Raw genomic sequence first — 19,266 nt, 5'->3', positions numbered from 1 at the left:
TTGTTATATTGTATGTCAATGATCTTCAAATCTTCCGCTTTTTTTACGTCGCTACTTTTCTGTCAGTTTCGCTCCGTATTTGCGAGTGCAAAAGTAATAACTTATTTTTTATTGACCAAATGTTTTTAAAGATTTTTTAAAGTTTTTTGATGACCTTAACTCCTTTGTTTTTCATTTTGCCAATCTCACTCCTACTCTCCGTTTTACCGGACTGCAAAGATACAAATCTTTTTTAACTTCGCAACTTTTATTTCTGAAAATTAAAAGTTTTTTTCGATTGGTTTCTTTATTATCTGATGCGTTATATTTTATAATCCCATCCCTAATAAAAGTGATTCCTTAATGTTATACGCTTATCTAAAAGCTCTTCTGCGCTTACTGAATATCTCTCGTTTTTCAGTGGGGCAAAAGTAGAAACTTTTACCTATACAATCCTAATTTATTTAACATAAAGTTTAATTTTAATTCATATTCAACCTTAACTTGCTGGTTGAGTGGTGGGAAAATTTTAAACTAATGTTTAATCGCAAGGATTCAGGATTCAAAGTTCAGGGTTGGGGGTGAAAGTTTAATGTTGAGGGGTTGAAATTGGAACAAAGGACATTAGTTTAAAAATGAAGGGTGAAATCCGAGATGGTGAAAGAAACATATTAAATACAGGATGCAGGTTTTTCAGTAAGGAAGCAAAAAAATATATGTGTGGATTTAAGGGCGTGAGGATTGGAGATGGACATGAGAAGATGGTTATTTTGATACAGGATGTGGGATACGAGTTTTAGAATAAGAGACGGGGTACGGGAGGCGGGGTATCGCAGGCTGATAGTGAAAGAAGATTTGGACGAGATGCAGTGGAAAGCATTTTGTTTAAACAAAATATAGTGAAGAAAGGTAATTTATGTGTCGCTCCGATGGAGCTATAATTTTTTGGCGTATTGTTTTTCTACAAAGGTTCAGCTCCTCCGGAGCTGAATATGGGGAGGATTGGGGTGAATCGAACTGGAAAGGATATTGTTTAAGCAAGAGTAGCGAAGAGAGGTAAGATTATGTGCCGCTCATAAGGAGCTATAATTTTTTTGGGGATATTGTTTTTTTTTACAAAGGTTCAGCTCCGCAGGAGCTGAATTTCGTAACTTCAAATTTCCATTATTTAGGAAGCAAACTAAAGAGGTTGAATATTCGAAATTCAAAATTTGAAAATTGAGATTTAAACTAATGACAAAGAATTTTACTACAAACTTATTTCTTAGCCCTGATCGAAGCATTTGTTTGAGCTCATTTTTTTATATTTTGGTTTCGGCGGCAAAGCCGCCGAAACCAAAATATAAAAAATAGCGAGTGTGTAGAGCAGGAAATAGCTTCTAATAATAATTTTTAACGTGGAGAATAAGAGTTCTGAAAAAGTATAGGTAATGAAAGTTTACTCAAAAAATTAATTAAAAAATCTTTTGATAAATATCCTATATATATAATACCCGATAAGACAGCCGATAGTATCTGCTACAATGTCTAAGGTTTCCATGGATCTACCGAATCCCATTTCTTCCTGTAAGATTTCTGTAAGGAAGGCATAGATCAGAATAATCTGAAAGTAATAAGAAAATTTGATTTTAGGAAAAGCAGCAATGAAACAGAAGCCTAATGCTGCAAAAATGCTTAAGTGTAAAGCCTTGTCAATTCCATCAAACATAAAGAAATATTCATGGTTTTCGACGCCGGGACGCAGAAGCATATAAGTAAGAAATGCCCAATAAATGGGCAATATCTTTATAAATATGTTTGAAATTTTATCCAATGATAGCCTGGTATTCTTCTGCAGAAAGCAATTCTGAATGATCTGCACCCTCAGCAACTTCTAATTTGATGATCCATCCATTTCCATAAGGATCTGAGTTTAATAATTCCGGTTGATCTTCTAATTCTGAGTTAAATTCAATAACTTTTCCAGAAATAGGCAAGAATAAGTCTGAAACCGTTTTTACAGCTTCTACACTTCCGAAAACATCTCCACCGCTGATTTCCTCATCTACCGTATCTACATCTACATAAACGATATCGCCCAGCTCTCCCTGCGCAAAGTCTGTAATACCAATTGTAGCAATATTGCCTTCGATCTTGATCCATTCGTGATCTTTAGTGTACTTTAATTCTGACGGTGTATTCATTTTTCTTTCTTTTTTAATGTTGACAAATTTATTCAAAAATACGGTAATGCTCCAATAAAATTCGGAAATATTTAAGTGTTTCAAATATTAGCTTTATTCATTGTTTTGTTTGAGTTCAGCCATATCCAAAAGCTGATGCAAAGAAGTGCAGTCGAGTTTCTTGTTACTGTCTTGCTTTCTTTGAATAGAGATATTGAATTTGCCAATATAGATATCATCAAGCTGCTCGTTGAAGCAAATGGAACCATGAATGACTGACATACTCATATTTTCTGCCTTTAAAAATGTACCAGCATCCGTTTGCATATTTCCGTTTTGTACAAAAAATGAAACAGGTTGATATTCCATTGTGAAATCCTTAGTTTCAATTTTTTTCAGACTCATATCTGAATTTTCATGAGCAGCTATGATAACAGCAACTGCAAAAAAATTATTAAGTGCATGTAATAGCATAGAAAAGAGTAACCCTAAATTAAGAGTCACCCATATTAAAACAAGTCCTATTGAGGCAGTCATCACAATACCGATCCAAGTATCAGCAATTTTCAGATCATTTATTTCATAATGCATGAAGCCAAAAAGCAAAGCATTGATATAATAAATATAACTACTAATCTGTTTTTTCTTTCCTAATTCAAATAAAACAATGAATATTAGAAGCAAAAGAATCAAATAATAATTTTGCAGCAAAAGCAAATATCCAATCGATCCTAAATAGGTAATATATTTAAAAATCTTCTTTCCTGTAAAAATCCCCCGGAAAATAAGCTCTTCCACAACCGGTGCAATAGTAAACGCAGCAATAAAATGAATTAAAGTAAAATTATTGAAACGGATAACGCGGGAAGAAAATCCGGATGTATTATAATAAGACCAAATAATATTAACGATTAGTGAAGCAACAAAAATAACTAACCCATATTTCAATAAATAATTTTCGTGATAAATTTTTCCTTCTCTGCCTAAAGTTTTCATATTGGTTATTAAAAACAAAAGACACACAAAACTGCGCATCTTTTATTCTGATTTAAATTAATTATTTTTACTTATCAAAGATAGTAATTGGAATATTATCTTCCAATAGTTGTGAAATAAAAAATCCCTTTCTTTTTCGAAAGGGATTTGAAGTTTAGAATTAGAAACCTCCGGAATCACCGAAAGTAAATGTTGCAGAAATTCCCGCCCTGATGGTCGACAGCGGAAAGGCTGTTGAAATTTTGTATTTAGAGGTCATCTGTTCGTAGAATAAACGCAGATTAAGGTTTTCAGAGACGTTGTAGTCGGCAGAAAGCTTAATGTTCATTAATTTTTGTCCACCCGTAATCTGAGAATCATTCAGTAATATATTCATAATACTTGTCTGGCTGTCACGAAGTGAAATATCACCACGGATGTTCAGATCAGAACCTTTAGCTTTTGCACCTCTCTGGTTATTGGTACCCAATCTGAAGTTTCTTACGATATATCCTAATCTCACTACATATTCAGTATTTGAATCTTCGGTAAGCGTATGGTTTACCAAACCAAGAATCATTGTTCTCATTTTATTATACTGAATACCGAACTGCATATTATTTCTCATCGTCACATCCACACCGATCAATGGTGAGAAAGATTCTGTATATCCTACCTGAGAGAATGTATAAGGATTAATAAAATTATTATTGACATCACGCTGCGAGCTTTCAGGGTCATTAGCAATATTAAAATAATCAATATTGGATTGAATGCCGGTTGCCGTATAGGTCGCAGTATAACTGTGAAGAATATCAAATTTTGTAAACTGCCCATTGATGATCGGTATATTTCTTAATCCCGAATAAATAATTCTCCAGTTAGGAATCGGAAGTCCAGACTTTTTAGGATTACCTAATTTTTCCGGATTTTTCCCTTCCATTGCTGCCCTGAATGCAGGAATTAAAACATAAGCATTTGAGATACTATGACCATCTGTATAACCGTCCGGATTTAGTGCCCCTCCCATCTGCTGAGAAATGGCTCTTGCATTTGTCCTGATAGCATCATAGATGTATGAGCTTTCTTTAAAGGATGAGTTAAGAAGCACTACCGTATTTGAATACGACACCATATCGCTAGCAAATGTAAGATTCGGATTTGCAAAACCTGTCTGCGCATCCACATAATTAAAACCTGTATGCGAAAAGTTTCTGTTGTATGTATTCAACACATTAAAATCTATCCTGAAATCATTGATCGGCGCCACCTGCAAGTCGGCTCGCAATTCCCGGGTTGACATTTTGACATAAGGGTCAATCATAAATTCAGAATTACTCACCCAGCCTCTTTCCATAACGGTACGTCTGATGTCTGCCTGAGAACCGAATAAGAAACCAATGGTAGGACCACCTAAAGTCTGACCATAGCCATAGCCATTTGGTGCAGATAACAATCCAGGAAGAACACTTCCGTTATTTTCAGAATAAGTAACATTTAACTGCTTGAAAGAAGTCAGTAAAAATGCTGCACTCTGCAATACAGACAACTTATTTTTAAACTTATATTTTTTGTAAGCATATCTGTTTTTTTCCCAAGCCTGGGTATAAGCGTTGTTCAGAGAATCCTGCTCCTGCTTACGCTTTTGAAGAGTAGCAGACATTCTTTTGAAGTAGCTGAACTGCCCAAAGAACTTCGGAAGATCCGCAGAAGCATTTGCCGAAATAATATTGGTATTCTGCCCGATTGAGCCCAAACTTCCTTCAGGACTCGCAAGAAGAGCCGTAGATCTTGCATTCCAGTTGTAGGTGAAGCCGTAACCGATTTCAGCATCAATGAAATCAAGATAAGGAAGATACTGGAATGGTAATTTATAATTCAACTGAGCTCTGTGGTTATACAAAACTGGTCTTCCTGATCTGAACATATTTCCGAAAATCGAGGAAGTATCCATCGTATTTACATCGATATTGTCGTTCAAGGTTCTTGTTGCGGAGTTGATTTCAAGTTTTAAAGATTTTGTAAAATTAAATCCTAAACCATATTGCCACCCGAAATAGAAATTCCTGTTTTTCAAAGCAGCAAAATCATCATTAAGATTTCCACTTAAAATAGCATCGATATTTCTAAATTCAAGCTCGTTATAGTTTCTGTCGAGCTCAGTTCTGAAAGACAATCTTGTCGGGATCGGATTAAAATTAAATTCTTTTACCCATCTCAGATACTTTGTAGACTTTGCCGTATCGCTGATCATTTTGTTGAATGGTCTGATCACCCACGGTTTGAAAGTATAATTGTAATCTAAATATCCTCTCAAATATTGTCTGTAATTTTTCTTGGTATAAATATCACGGTAATGGTCGTCATTGTACACCGCAGTAAGAGAAAGGTTTTCTACATCATAAAACTTTGGTTTGCTGTTTGGCTTTACTCTTTCTTTATGCATGTTCACAACTCCCAAACTTCTTTGCTGAGTATATGTTCTCGCAACCTTCTTAAGTTCTTCTCTGTTTGCAGCCTTGCTGAATTCAACATCAGTATCCAACGGATTATATTTCGGATCTTCGATGGTCTGTGAATAAGAATAGTTCACCGGAATCTTCATCCCGGATTTTTCCGGCAAGAATTTATCGACATTCACAGCAGTATTGATACTGAACGCTGATTGGGTAGACTGACTTCTTTCTGCCGGTTTAGAATCAATATTTCCAAAACCTACCGAAGAATAAGAACCACTTGTATTAACGGTAGCAAAATCTCCTAAATTGAAATTCAAGCTTGCATTTCCTGCATAACCACCATCGTTTTCAATTTCAGAAAGACGGATTTCGTTTACCCACAGAATTCTTGTTATTGACGCGCTTCCCACATCACTAGCATTTCTTACACCGATCATAATCGTAGTAATATTACCGAGACTCGGACGACCCTTTATGTAGATCTTTTTCTCTGTGTCTCCACCACCAAATTCAGAATCCAATATTCTTTCTGTAAGTTTGTTTGCACTATTTTTATCTCTTCTGATTTTAGCATCAACAAACTCCTGAATATTAAGATCTACCTCATTTTCGAACGGCCAAATTTCCATTGGAGCCGTTGCATTTCTCGGTGTAATTTTAAGTGAAGATTCATATTCGTAATAGTTATCTGTTGCATCACTACCAAAACGAATGAAGAATTTAGTTTTCTCGTCTATTCCTGTTGCACGATTTGTAGGATCCTGAGCATGTACAAAAACTTTCAATTTCTTATATCTTCTCATGTCAAGAGTCGTATTTTTGAAAACACCTCTTGCTTCGTTAGCAAGAAGATCATTAGCCTTCATATACAAAGAAGATTCATTTTGTCTTTGTGCACCTGCATTTCCACTGAGAACCTGTCTGTCGATTCCCGGAGGAAGTACATAAGGCGGCTGGTTTAGGGCATTCTCTTCAATATTTACACTACCAACCTCAAAGTCTTCATTATCAACATTAGTTAAACCTTCATCTGTTGCAGGATCAGGTATAATTGGTTGTAATGGACCTGTAATTTGATACTTTGCAATATTTTTTGAATATTTTCTCCAGTCTGATCTGATCAGATCCATTGTTCCGAATCTTAGAGTTGATGTTTGATCAAAACCTGTTAAAAGCATTCTTGCGAATCTTACATTATTAAGGATCGATAGTTTTTTTTCTCCGCCTGCATCTGCTTTAGCAAAATCTGAAACAGGAATTCTGAAAAGATACCATTTCACATCATCAGTCTTCCCATTTTGAAACGTAGCCTGTACCGTTTTCTGATCAACAATATAATTACCTGTTCCTGCAGATAAACTAGCCTGATCAAGTTTAACAACATATTCGTTATAACTTTCTGTTTGGTCTAAGTTATAGTCTTTATTAATATCTTCTGCATCCGGAGTCTGTGAAGAAACTTCTAATGAATTGCTCTGTGAGTTCCCTTCGGGGCCTCTGAAATATTTGTATCGCTGAACAATTGAAGAAGCCTGGTTTCCCGTAAACTTATCAGACATATAAAATACGAAATCATCTACAGCCGGATCTGAAAGATTAGTAACCGGATTGACGAAAGTATTTCCGAATCTCATGGCTTCCTGGTCAGAGCTCAAACCATCATAACCTAAATCCTGTGCGGTTCTGTCTCCTCCTTCACTTGAGAAAGCGTACAAAATTGGTGGTTGCTTCGGCTGGATTCCCCAATTGGATGTAGTAGTTGTTGAAGGAATTCCTCCTGTTGGCAGACCATTTTCATACTGCATCAAACCATCCTTAAGAATATCTTCAGAAACGTTTCCTAATTGCAGCAAAAGTTTGGGATTAGCTCCTAAGTTATTCCCATCCGCATAAGGATCCATCATCCAGAATTCAACATACTCAATGTTTGAATTCACAAAATTGGAAACACTTATCGGACGCATGATTCCCGCCCATCTTTGTGCCGTAGTTTCGGTTGCCGGATTGGCATTGTAAGGTCCCTTTTCCTGAGGGAAATAAGAAATATCAAAAGTATTGGTAAAGGTCTGTTCTCCTGCTACAAAATCTCTGTTGTTGAAGATTTCAGAAAGCTGTACACGTCTTGATGCATGATTGGAAACAGATTCGGCAGTAATTCCCTGCGGAGCTCTTCCTCCTACTCCCCAGAATCTTGGATCGATGTTGTACCACGTCAGCAAACCTCTTCCATATCCGTTAGTAATGTCATCATTGGTTCCTGCACCTGCAAAAAGTGGATTGCTTTGGTTTTTTTCAGGCTTTGATGCCAAGCTCCATGCTGTTGGTTCTTTTAAAGATATTTTTGATGTAGTTTGTTCGAAATCGTCGATGTAGGACTGATCATTTGTTCCTTTATTGATTCCCGGAAGCAAATAGGCTGCTTCCATTTTGAAATTTAAGTTAGAAGGAGCTTCGGTATTAATTCCCGGAATTTTATCAGTAAATCTTGTCAGGAAAGGAAGCTGATTGTTGTACATCATATTCACTCCCGCCATGGTATTATTTACGGCTTCCTGACCATAGTTTACTTTTTGGGTAAGCGGAGATTCGGAATAATTGACCACTGTTCCCCCAAAGATAAAGTTTTCGCTTACTCTTCTTTCTAAATTTAAACCTAAAAATCTTTTTCTTTGGGTATTGAAAGTTAACTGGTTTTCCAATGAAATATTAATCGCTTGCCCTGATTGTTTTACTGTCTCATTGATGATGGTAACAGTTCCCAGCATATAATCAACAGTATAGTCAATCCCTTCGGTAAGCTGTACTCCGTTTGCAGAAACTTTTACCGAACCTTGTGGTACATTTACAGCTCCCAAAGAAATTCCCTGTCCTTGTGCACCTTTGTAACGCCCTTCTATAGTATAACGTTGAGAAAGATTTCCATCAGTAGCCTGACCTTTAAGTCGTGAATATAAATCTGAATAAACATATTGAGGATTATTGCTTCCTAATACCTGTGCCATATAACTTCCGAATGGCTGTACTTTGGTAAACATAATTCTGCCCTGATCTTTTTTTATGGTAATTCCTTCCACAAAATCAAAAACTCCATCACCTAAGACACCTCCATTGTTTTGTAAATCTCCGTTCACATTCAAACGGTCCCAGTTTAACAATTTCAATAAATTCGTATCGGCAACATTTGTATTCGGAAGATAGTTTACTTTACCTCCGGTTTGAGCATCACGGTAATATACATTCAAAATAAATCCGTCCTGATCCACTTGTGCGGCATCTAAAGAATAAAAGTTCTTCATCATCAGATTCCACATCGGAGATTGAACGTCTACTTTTGTATTTGATCTTAAAAGTTTGGTCACTATTACAGGACTTTCTTCTGAAAATTCCCCAACCTTGTAAACCTGGTTCGTTCCATTGACCGTATACGAAAATGAAACTGCTAAAAGTTGTTGGTCGTTTAGTTTCTGATTTAAGGAGATGTATCCTAATTGCGGATGATAGGTATATTCATTTGTATTTAGTCTTCTTGCCTTTCTACTTAATGCAAAATGCTCACCGGTATCATAAGGTACCGTACTTCCCGGAAAAGTCTGTCCTTGAAGATTCTGAAGATAATCCTTACTCGGATCTCTTGGCGTTCCTATTGCTGAATTAATTTGCTGATAAAGCCCGTTCTGCGAATTATCCGGTAAACCTGAAGCGCCATCACCCAAGTCTCTGATCCCGATAATACTTTTCTGGTATGATAAATTTGAATTTCCCTGATCCATAACCCATACTTCCATTCTGGAAATACTGATTCTTGAATTAATCTGAGGATAATTTAGTAAGGCATTGTCATAATTATTCAGGAAGTACTGACCAATAAAATAATGCTGATTCTCTTCATAATCGATTGCATTTATTTTAAATGTATTCATCGTTCCACCACCCTGTACAACAATATTTCTGGCTTCCCCCTGTTGTTGGGAAAGCACCACTGTACCAAATGTTTTTCCTAATTGGAATTCAGTTTTTACTCCAAATAGAGACTCCGAACCACGAATTAAACTTGTGGATAACGGCATATTCACATTACCAAACTCTACCCTTTTGATAATCTTATCTTCCCCTCCTGCATTGGGTTTATTTACGTCATTCAGGCCTTTTGTCTGAAGATCTCTCCAAGTACCTTTTGACTGCCAAACCAAATTCATTCGGTTTTCAAATGCAAATCCGCTCTGTGTATCGTAATTAGCTTTTAACTGCAGGTTCTCTCCTACTTTCCCTACCAAACCAAGCTGAATTCTCTGATCAATATCAAAAGTAAAGCTGGTTCTGTTTTGTGGTAAAATTAGAGGGTTATCAATTTTCTGATACAATCCTGCAAAATCGAATGAGGCATACCCCGAAGGAATAATTTCAATTTTATTGCTTCCAAAGATCGACTCAAAAAGCCTGTTGTTAATTGTCAATGAAGGAATAAGTCCTTTTTTAGCCGCCTCCGATTTATCTTTTCTGAACATTAAGTTATAACGGTCAGCTTTATCCCTGTAAAAAGCTTTAGACTGCTCCGCCAACATAAATTCTTTATAATCATCCGGTGACATCGCAACGCCTGGCCCCGTTATTGTATTACCTATTTTAGGATATACGTAGTACATCCCGGTTTTGATATCGTAATACGCTTCATAATAGGTCGGGTCGGTAATCTCAAAATTCTTCCTTATAGAAGAATTCTGCTGATTTTGTTCTTGCCCAAAAATATTTATTGAACCCAATAAAAATGACAAGAATATATAGATACTGAGAAACTTATTATTTTTCACCAAATGTTAAATATTTTTTAAGATTTGTTTTACTAATTCTTCTACCGATGTTTCCGGTATTTGCTTTAAAATGCGGTCTGCAATTTTCTCGCTGGATCTTTTAGGAATCCCTAAAACTTCTAATGCAGATAACGCTTCATCCTTGATTTTATTATTCGCAAAAGAAGAAATATTCTCTTCCGGATTACTGAATTTTTGTACTTTATCCTTCAAATCTACAATGATTCTTTCAGCTGTTTTTGCTCCGATTCCTTTAGCTTTTTGAATCAATGCGCTGTTACCGGAAAGTATGGCAGAAGCAATTTCGTCAAGACTTAAAGTCGAAAGTAAAATAAGTGCGGAAACAGCACCTACCCCATTAACGCTTATTAAGAGATTAAACATTTCTTTTTCCAAACGACTGTTAAACCCGAAAAGCAGATGGGCATCTTCACGAATAATTTGTTGGATAAAAAGAAATGTTTCTTTATTTAAAGTAAGTTTTTGAGAAGTCATGAGGCTGATTCCGGTATAATAGCCCACTCCATTTACGTTGATCACAGCGTAAGTCGGTGTAAGCTCCTGAACGATGCCCTGTAGGGAAAATATCATTATTAATTTTTATAACTTCCAAATATAGTAATTTAAACTAAGTAATGTTTTCATTTCAGAGAAGAATAGTTTTTAACGTATTTTTCAACAGCACCAACAAGAAAATGTGTGTTAAAGTGTAAACTCTAAAAAGCTTTTCTTCAACTTTCACTTAATTATTTATATAAATTATTATGTGTTTTTTACTGCTTTAATAGTTTCTAAAAATGTAAAAACCCGGTTTGAATTCTCTAAATTCAAACCGGGTTTCATAATTTATATCTGATAGAATATTATGCTATTCTTTAGAAAATCGGCCCTTGTGGACTCTTTTCCCTTAGTCTTTCTTACTTTTACCTTCTCTTCTCTGAGCATCCAAAACAGCGATCGTTGCCAAGTTCACAATCTCATCTACGCTTGAACGCATTTGTAAAACGTGAACAGGTTGTTTTAATCCCATCAGAATTGGCCCGATTACCTGCGCTACCTTCATTCCTCTGATGATTTTATATGAAAGGTTTGCCGATTCAAGATTCGGAAATATAAATGTATTTGCAGGGGTAGTTCCTAATTTAGAGAAAGGATAATCGCTCAAATGATCCGCATCCATCGCAAAATCAGGCTGAATTTCTCCGTCAACAATCATTTTCGGGAATTTCTCGTGAAGAATGTTTACTGCTTTTGCTACTTTCTTGGAAGTGTCGGAAATTGCAGCAAAATTTTCAAAACCTAACATGGCAATTCTTGGTTCGATCGCAAAAGATTTCACGGTATGTTCTGCCATTTTAGCAATATTAACCAAATCTTCAGCTGAAGGGTTTTGATTGATTGAGGTATCAGCAAAGAAAATAGGTTTCTTTTCAGATAAAATCATCATCATTGCTGCCACTTTATCAACACCTTTATCTTTTTCGATAACTTCTAAAACAGGTCTCAAAGTAGAAACATAATTTTTAGAGAAGCCGACAATTAATCCGTCGGTATCGCCATGTTTCAGCATCAACGGACCAAAATAATCTCTCTGGCGAACAAATCTTTTCGCTTTGTATTCGTTCATCCCTTTTCTCTGACGAAGCTTCCAAAGCGTTTCTCTGTATTTTTTTCTGTTTTCTTTCTGGTCATCATCACTCGGATCGATAATCGGAACATCAAGATTAATTCCGAAACGCTCCATCTGCTCTTTTACATATTTTTTGTCCCCCAAAAGAATAGGATGTGCAATTCCTTCTTCATATAAAATCTGGGCAGCTTTCAGAACGTTATATTCTTCAGCATTTCCTAAAGTAATTCTCTTTGGATTTGCTTTTGCACGGTTTTGCATCATTCTTACCAATTTCTCATCTCTTCCCATTCTGTCGAGAAGCTGAGTTTCGTATTCGTCGAAATCTGCGATGGTTTTTCTGGCAACGCCGCTTGCAATTGCCGCTTTTGCAACAGCACTTGAAACTTTGGTAATTAATCTGTTGTCGAAAGGTTTCGGAATGAAATATTCTCTTCCAAACTGTAAATTCTGAACATTGTATGCTAAAATTACGGCTTCAGGAACCGGTTCTTTTGCCAAATCAGCAATAGCATGAACTGCAGCCAGTTTCATTTCTTCATTAATTCCTTTTGCCTGAACATCTAATGCTCCACGGAAAATATACGGGAAACCAAGAACGTTATTCACCTGATTAGGATAATCACTTCTTCCCGTTGCCATGATCACATCTTTACGGGTTTCAACAGCAAGATCGTATGCAATTTCAGGATCAGGATTTGCCAAAGCGAAAACGATCGGATTTTCGTTCATGCTTAAAAGCATTTCAGGACTCATCACATTTCCTTTAGATAAACCAATGAAAACGTCTGAACCTTTTACCGCATCTTCCAACGTTTCAATATCTGTCTGCGCGATAAAATCTAATTTTTCAGGAGTAAGATTTTCTCTTTTGTGATTGATGACCCCTTTGGAATCGCACATCAAGACATTTTCTCTCTTTAAACCTAATGCAATATATAAATTGGTACATGCGATAGCAGCAGCTCCCGCTCCGTTAACTACCATTTTTACTTCTTCAATTTTCTTATTTGCAATCTGGAGTGAATTGATTAATGCTGCCGCAGAAATAATCGCTGTCCCGTGCTGATCGTCATGCATCAAAGGAATATCCAATTCTTCCTTTAATCTTTGTTCTATATAAAAAGCTTCAGGAGCTTTAATATCTTCAAGGTTGATTCCGCCAAAAGTAGGAGCGATACCTTTTACAATTTCGATGAATTTATCGGGATCTTTTTCATCAATTTCAATGTCAAACACATTGATATCGGCAAAAATTTTAAACAAAAGACCTTTACCTTCCATTACCGGCTTCGAAGCTTCCGCACCAATATCTCCCAAACCAAGAACCGCCGTTCCGTTTGAAATTACCGCCACCAAATTTCCTTTTCCTGTGTAATCGTAAACTGTTTCCGGTTTATCGTGAATTTCCATACACGGAACCGCAACACCCGGAGAATACGCCAGTGAAAGGTCTCTCTGAGAAGAATGCGGCTTTGAAGGGATCACTTCGATCTTCCCCTTCGGTTCTGTTTTATGATAATCTAACGCTGCCTGACTGAAAGTTTTTTCGTCGCGGTGAGTTTTGCTTGACATAGAATTTTTGTTTTAAAGTATATATTTAATGTGGTAATTCACCAAACTTTCGATTGGTTTCTGAACAATGTGCCCCACATTCAAATGGAGTTCTGACGCTGCAGAACGTAAAATATTTTCGTAATAATAAGCGATTGATCCGATAAAGTTGATCTCGGCATCTTTAGACTCTTCATAAGGAAGAACCTGATAATCGAAAAAGTTTTTCATCTCTTCCAAAACCATATTCTGGAAATAGGGATGATCTTTTCTTTCGACTACAAATTTATTGAAATTGGCTAAATAAGCATTCGGTCTGGTGGTGTGATACATGTTTTTCAATGCTACATCAATCGTCAAACCGTATGTTTCTCTGAACTCAAGATGTAAATCCTGAGGAAGTTTCTGCATAAAAAATCTGCGTACCAATTGTTTTCCGATGGCACTTCCGCTTCCTTCATCTCCCATGAGATAACCTAAAGAAGGAAGTTTTATGGTCAAATTTTCTCCGTCAAAATAACATGAATTTGAACCCGTCCCTAAAATGCAGACAATGGTAGGCTTACCATTATAAGCAGCATAAGCAGCAGCATAAAGGTCTTCTCTTACAACAATTTTTGCGCTGGTAAAAACCTTTCCTACTTCTTCTTCAATGGTATCACAATTCTGCTTCACGCCACAACCTGAACCATAGAAAAAAATCTTGGTGATCGAATTTTTTACTGATATTAAGCTTGCATTCTTTTCAATTTCGGGTACAATAAGTTCCTTGCTGATAAAATTAGGATTGAAACCGATAGTCTCGGTCTTCAGGAAAACATTTTTAAAGTCATCCAGAATTACCCAGTCAGATTTCGTAGAACCACTATCAACAATAGCAACCATATTTCTTAATTTAAGAGTGCTAAATTATAAATTTATCTTTACATAGCCTTTAAAAACAAATATGGAAACCTTTTTTTATGATTAAAATTAGCTTTTGATTTCGTTTTTGTTCTGATTGAATTGTACAAGCCAGTCTTCTATCTCTTCTTCCAGATAAGAGGTCTGCAACTGAATAGCTGTGATAAAATCGTCGGGAACAGGATCTCCATCCGAATTCTCAAGATCCCAAAGATCATTTGACATGTTTTCGTACTCTGAATACACTCTCTTAAAACGAGAGTTTTCTTTTTCCAAAACTTCAATATTTTTTTGCTGAAGCTGAAATTTTCTGTATTTGTTTTGAGATTTCATACAAATATTTAGATTAATGTGGTTTAAAAAACTTGCGCAGATATTTCTCATCATGCACTACAAGATAGAAAGACCATCAACAGAAAAAGTTGAAAATGAATTTTTTATCAGGTACAATTTCTTTCGTTCTGAAAATTAAATTTAGAAATTATTTTTAATGTGAAAAAAAATTTAACAACTTTTTTTACTGTTTAACATATAGTTATAAATTTGCGTATTATTAAAATAAATGAGAGCATTATTACTACGCCAAAAACAGGTATTATTATTTATTATTGCAGGCGGACTCAGTGCGGTGGTGGAAATTGGGAGTTTCAAAATCTTCAGTACCTACCTTCCACAAATGATTGCTCAGGAGCAGAATTTTTACGGAATACACTATCCTTTAAGTAATATTTTATCGACCAGCTGCGGAATTTTATTCAATTATTTCCTGAGCATCTGGTTTGTTTTTGAAAGAGGAAAACATTCAAAGAAAAAAGAGTTTTTCTACTTCATGGTAGTGTCTTTCATTTCGACAATTTTAAGTTTAACTTTTTTCCAGGTTTTTTACAGCTTTATTTTTAAAGACAATATCAATTTAATTTTTTATACCTTGAGTCCCGAAATCATTAGTAAAATTGCGGCAATCTTACTAGTTTCTATTCTTAATTATTCGGTAAAGAAAAAAGTAATATTTAACGGTTGATTTGTGACTACAATTTTAAATTACCTCTGGAGATTCTGGCTGATTATTTTGGCATTTGTTCTGACAATTATTTTAGGAGTACCCGTCTACATTTTATCTTTTAATAAAAAAAATTACAAATACGCCTACAAACTCATCAGACTTTGGTGTTTCGGAATGTTTTTCGGAATGGGATTACGATACGAACTCATTAATCTTACCGATAAAAAAATTGATAAAAGTAAACAGTACGTTGTCATTTCAAACCACACTTCGATTATGGATATTATGCTTCCGTGCATTTTATTCCCAAATCATCCGCTTTGTTATGTAGGAAAAAAAGAACTGGTAAAAATCCCGATTTTCGGAACGATTTATAAAAGAATCTGTGTAATGGTTGACCGAAGCAGTGCAAGAAGTCGTGCCGATGTTTACAGAAGGTGCGCCGAGAAAATGGAAGAAGGCAACAGCATTGTTATTTTTCCGGAAGGTGGAGTTCCCGACGACACCTCTATTGTTTTAGATGAATTTAAAGATGGCGCTTTTACCCTTTCCTCAAAACACCACTCTCCTATTGCAGTTTTCACTTTTATTGGTTTAAAAGAAATGTTTCCGTTTGATCATTCTAAAGGTTACCCCGGAAAAGTAAGAGTATATTTTAATGATATCCTAGAACCAACAAGTTCACCAAAAGATCTAAAATTGTCCGCTTTTGAGACAATTAAAAAAACACTGTCTGAACACAGTTAATCAAAGAAAAAAATTATATTTGTTGTTTAATTCAAATATATGAACTCACAAACTCAACAGACCAAGTGGTCGCAGTTTCTCTCATTAATTGTTGTATTTTTTTTCTGGGGTTTTGTTGCGGCAAATAATGATATCCTCATCCCTGTTTTCAAAAAATGGTTTGTTCTATCGCAGGTTCAGAGCCAGCTTGTAGCATGGGCTTTTTATGTTGCCTATTTTGTAGGATCCGTGATATTCTTTATCATTTCCTTAAAAAGCGATATTCTCCAGAAGTTTGGTTACAAAAAAACTTTGGCGGTAGGTCTATGCCTTTCTGCGGTAGGTGCATTTCTTTTTGTACCGGCTGCACTGGCTGCCAATTTCTGGTTTTTCCTGTCAGCATTATTTATTGTAGGATTAGGATTTTCCGTACAGCAGATTGTTGCTAATCCGCTTGCCATTAAGATGGGAAGTCCGGAAACAGGAGCTCACCGTCTTACGCTTGCAGGAGGTATCAATTCTTTGGGAACTACCATTGGGCCAATCCTTTTAGGAATTATTCTATTTGGGATGGGAAGCAAAGAAGATTCTCAGCCGAAGACAGATCACCTATCAAAAATTGAAATTGTAAAATCTGAGTACATCACTCATAAAAACGAACTGTCACAAAATATTATCGAACTTCAAAAAGATAAACAGGATGACCCTGCAAAAGTACAGGAAGTAATAACTACTGTAGAAAAAAATATTTCTTCATTAGATTCAGAAATACAGTCTATAGATCAAAATCTTTCTGCTAATGATTCTCAAGTTGATGCGTACGCAAAAAAACTGGGTGAAATAAAAGAAAAATCTACCAGCATCCAATATCCTGTTGGCTTTGTAAAAGAACATCTTAAACAGGTAAAAATGCCTTTTATCGGATTAGGAATTGCTTTTATTCTGGTTGCTGTATTTATGCTATTTTCAAAAATTGAAGATCCTGCTAAAGAAGAGGAGGAATCAATAGAAACCGGATCGGCAAAATTCAGCATTTTAAAATACCCCCAGCTTTATTTAGGAATGCTTGCTATTTTTATTTATGTGGGTGTAGAGGTTTCTATCATCAGTAACCTTCCTGCATTACTTCACACTAAAGAATTCGGAGGTGTATTGGAGCACAATATTGCACCTTTTGTATCATTGTACTGGGGAAGCTTGATGATCGGAAGATGGAGCGGAAGTATAAACGTTTTTAACATGTCTAAAACAATGAATACGGTCATGAAATTTGTAGTTCCTTTCATCGCCTTTGCAATTATCATTTTCGCAAATGAACTCAGTGGTAAAGATGTTTCAAGTTTTTACGTTTACGCATTCTGGATCCTTGCATTTATTATTATGAGTTTTATCGGTGGGAAAATGGCTGGAAAAACGCTTATGATTTTCGGAATTGCAGGCGTTATCATGATGATTTTGGGACTGGTATATCCGGATAAAGAAATTGCTAAATATTTCTTTATTTCAGGAGGCCTTTTTTGTTCCATTATGTGGCCGTCAATTTTCGACCTTGCAATTGCAGGACTTGGAAAAAATACAGGTAAAGCTTCTTCATTCCTTGTCATGATGATTTTAGGAGGAGGAATTATCCCGCTTATTCAGGGTTGGATCTGCGATTTTGATAAAACAAGCCCCGAAGGTGTAATGGGTATTACATGGACGCATTTCTCTTATATAATTCCTATTATCTGTTTTGCATATTTGGCTTTCTATGGCTTCTTAACGCCTAGAATTCTGAAAAAACAAGGAATTGTAATGGGTGAAACAACATCTGGAGGACACTAATTATGTTAAAATCATATCATAAAAAAAGATTTTGGGCGGGTATTTTACTTGCCCAATTTCTTTTGTTCTTTATATTTTCAAAATTGAGATTTGCTGTTTCTTTTTTTGAAAATCTATTTGAAATCCAAAAGAAAACCCATCAGCTTTTATTCGCATGGATTCCGTTTTCAATTGGAGATGTAATCTACATTTTGTACGGGGTTTTTCTAATGTATTTAATAATTAAATTATTCCGGAAGAAAACCAGAAATAAAGCTTTACTTAAAATTTTAATTGTTTTAAACATTACTTACTTCATTTACCAAATTTTTTGGGGAATCTTGTATTTTCAGACGCCTGTTATTTTAAAACTGCCAAAAACAGACATCACTCTTGAAAAAAGAAAGATTCTCGCTATTGAATATTTAAAAAAAGCAAAAGCAACCAGAAGATTAGTACAGGAAGATCAAAATGGTGTTTTCCTTATTAAAGACTTAAATTCGATCGAGAAAGAAATATTAAAACAGCAGAAAAATCTCCCAAGATTCATTACCAGTAAGCAAACTTGTCAGATTAATTCGTTTAAACCTAGTTTATTTGATGATATGATGAGTTTTACAGGCATTCTGGGGTACTACAACCCTTTTACTGCAGAAGCGCAATATAATACCAATTTACCACCTTCTTATTTACCTTTCACTTTAGCTCATGAAAGCTCGCATCAATTGGGCTATGCAAGGGAGCAGGAAGCCAACTTTATAGGATATCTGATTGGAGTTGGATCTAAGAACTCCGAACTTAAATACAGCACCGAATATTTTACGTTAAAAAGCCTGCTAAATTCGATTGTTTATGAAGATGAAAAATTTGTGAAAAATGTCTTAGAAAACTATTCTGAAGAAATGAAAAAAGACAGATTAAACGAAAAGAGATTCATTTCTGAGCATCAGGGATGGCTTAATGACTTTTTCGGATTTACTAATAATCTTTTTCTAAAAAGTAATCAACAGGAAGGTTCCGTTACTTATTCTTATTTTATTGATTTATTGGTTCGCTATAAAAGCCTTGATCAAAAATAAAAAAGAATCGTATCAGGCGATACGATTCTAAAAACACAAATGATGAAAAAAAATTTATTACCTTGACTTGTTCCCTCATTCAAGGCGTTGTAAAAGTACAACATTATTTTGAATTTCAAAACGTCATCACGCTTTTTCTTTTAATTTTATGAAAACTTTATGATTTGAAAGTTTTTGAATTTTTA

At 35.4% G+C, this 19,266-nt stretch carries 13 protein-coding genes; 5 read left to right on the top strand and 8 right to left on the bottom strand.

Features of this window, described 5'->3' with window-relative positions:
- Positions 1 to 614 precede the first annotated feature (614 nt).
- The gene (locus ACR1PN_RS11420) at positions 615 to 779 is read left to right on the top strand and encodes a hypothetical protein (RefSeq protein WP_433980135.1); all 165 of its coding nucleotides are present in this window, start codon (positions 615 to 617) and stop codon (positions 777 to 779) included.
- Between the two features lie 650 nt (positions 780 to 1,429).
- Here the strand turns inward: ACR1PN_RS11420 and ACR1PN_RS11415 are convergent.
- From ACR1PN_RS11415 to ACR1PN_RS11380, 8 genes are all read right to left on the bottom strand, one after another.
- Positions 1,430 to 1,759, bottom strand: a complete 330-nt coding sequence (locus tag ACR1PN_RS11415; RefSeq protein ID WP_433980134.1) for a VanZ family protein — start codon at positions 1,757 to 1,759, stop codon at positions 1,430 to 1,432.
- Between the two features lie 25 nt (positions 1,760 to 1,784).
- Complete coding sequence (gcvH, locus tag ACR1PN_RS11410; protein ID WP_378180605.1) at positions 1,785 to 2,162, bottom strand: glycine cleavage system protein GcvH; 378 nt, start codon at positions 2,160 to 2,162, stop codon at positions 1,785 to 1,787.
- A gap of 93 nt (positions 2,163 to 2,255) precedes the next feature.
- A complete protein-coding gene (locus ACR1PN_RS11405) occupies positions 2,256 to 3,137 on the bottom strand; it encodes a lysostaphin resistance A-like protein (protein ID WP_433980133.1) in 882 nt (293 codons plus the stop codon).
- A 160-nt stretch (positions 3,138 to 3,297) separates the two neighbouring features.
- The gene (gene sprA, locus ACR1PN_RS11400; RefSeq protein WP_433980132.1) at positions 3,298 to 10,383 is read right to left on the bottom strand and encodes a cell surface protein SprA; all 7,086 of its coding nucleotides are present in this window, start codon (positions 10,381 to 10,383) and stop codon (positions 3,298 to 3,300) included.
- Positions 10,384 to 10,389: 6 nt separating this feature from the next.
- Positions 10,390 to 10,974, bottom strand: coding sequence for a Holliday junction branch migration protein RuvA (gene ruvA, locus ACR1PN_RS11395; protein WP_378180614.1), 585 nt, complete (start codon positions 10,972 to 10,974; stop codon positions 10,390 to 10,392).
- A 316-nt stretch (positions 10,975 to 11,290) separates the two neighbouring features.
- Positions 11,291 to 13,588: an NADP-dependent malic enzyme gene (locus ACR1PN_RS11390; protein ID WP_433980131.1), complete on the bottom strand. Its 2,298-nt coding sequence runs from the start codon at positions 13,586 to 13,588 to the stop codon at positions 11,291 to 11,293.
- A gap of 12 nt (positions 13,589 to 13,600) precedes the next feature.
- Positions 13,601 to 14,452, bottom strand: a complete 852-nt coding sequence (locus ACR1PN_RS11385; RefSeq protein ID WP_378180620.1) for an ATPase — start codon at positions 14,450 to 14,452, stop codon at positions 13,601 to 13,603.
- Positions 14,453 to 14,539: 87 nt separating this feature from the next.
- Complete coding sequence (locus tag ACR1PN_RS11380) at positions 14,540 to 14,803, bottom strand: hypothetical protein (RefSeq protein ID WP_047482351.1); 264 nt, start codon at positions 14,801 to 14,803, stop codon at positions 14,540 to 14,542.
- A gap of 229 nt (positions 14,804 to 15,032) precedes the next feature.
- Between ACR1PN_RS11380 and ACR1PN_RS11375 the strand changes: the two genes are divergently transcribed.
- Genes ACR1PN_RS11375 through ACR1PN_RS11360 form a run of 4 tightly spaced genes read left to right on the top strand, consistent with a single transcriptional unit; the run spans position 15,033 to position 19,081 of the window.
- Positions 15,033 to 15,491: a GtrA family protein gene (locus ACR1PN_RS11375; protein ID WP_433980130.1), complete on the top strand. Its 459-nt coding sequence runs from the start codon at positions 15,033 to 15,035 to the stop codon at positions 15,489 to 15,491.
- A gap of 3 nt (positions 15,492 to 15,494) precedes the next feature.
- Complete coding sequence (locus tag ACR1PN_RS11370; protein WP_433980129.1) at positions 15,495 to 16,220, top strand: lysophospholipid acyltransferase family protein; 726 nt, start codon at positions 15,495 to 15,497, stop codon at positions 16,218 to 16,220.
- A 39-nt stretch (positions 16,221 to 16,259) separates the two neighbouring features.
- Positions 16,260 to 18,023, top strand: coding sequence for an MFS transporter (locus tag ACR1PN_RS11365; RefSeq protein ID WP_433980128.1), 1,764 nt, complete (start codon positions 16,260 to 16,262; stop codon positions 18,021 to 18,023).
- A 2-nt stretch (positions 18,024 to 18,025) separates the two neighbouring features.
- Positions 18,026 to 19,081, top strand: coding sequence for a DUF3810 domain-containing protein (locus ACR1PN_RS11360; RefSeq protein ID WP_433980127.1), 1,056 nt, complete (start codon positions 18,026 to 18,028; stop codon positions 19,079 to 19,081).
- Positions 19,082 to 19,266 lie beyond the last annotated feature (185 nt).

Source organism: Chryseobacterium sp. RLHN22 (assembly GCF_051011795.1).
GTDB lineage: Bacteria > Bacteroidota > Bacteroidia > Flavobacteriales > Weeksellaceae > Chryseobacterium > Chryseobacterium zhengzhouense.
Note: the sequence above shows the minus strand (reverse complement) of the source record. Positions and strands in the feature narration are given on the sequence as shown.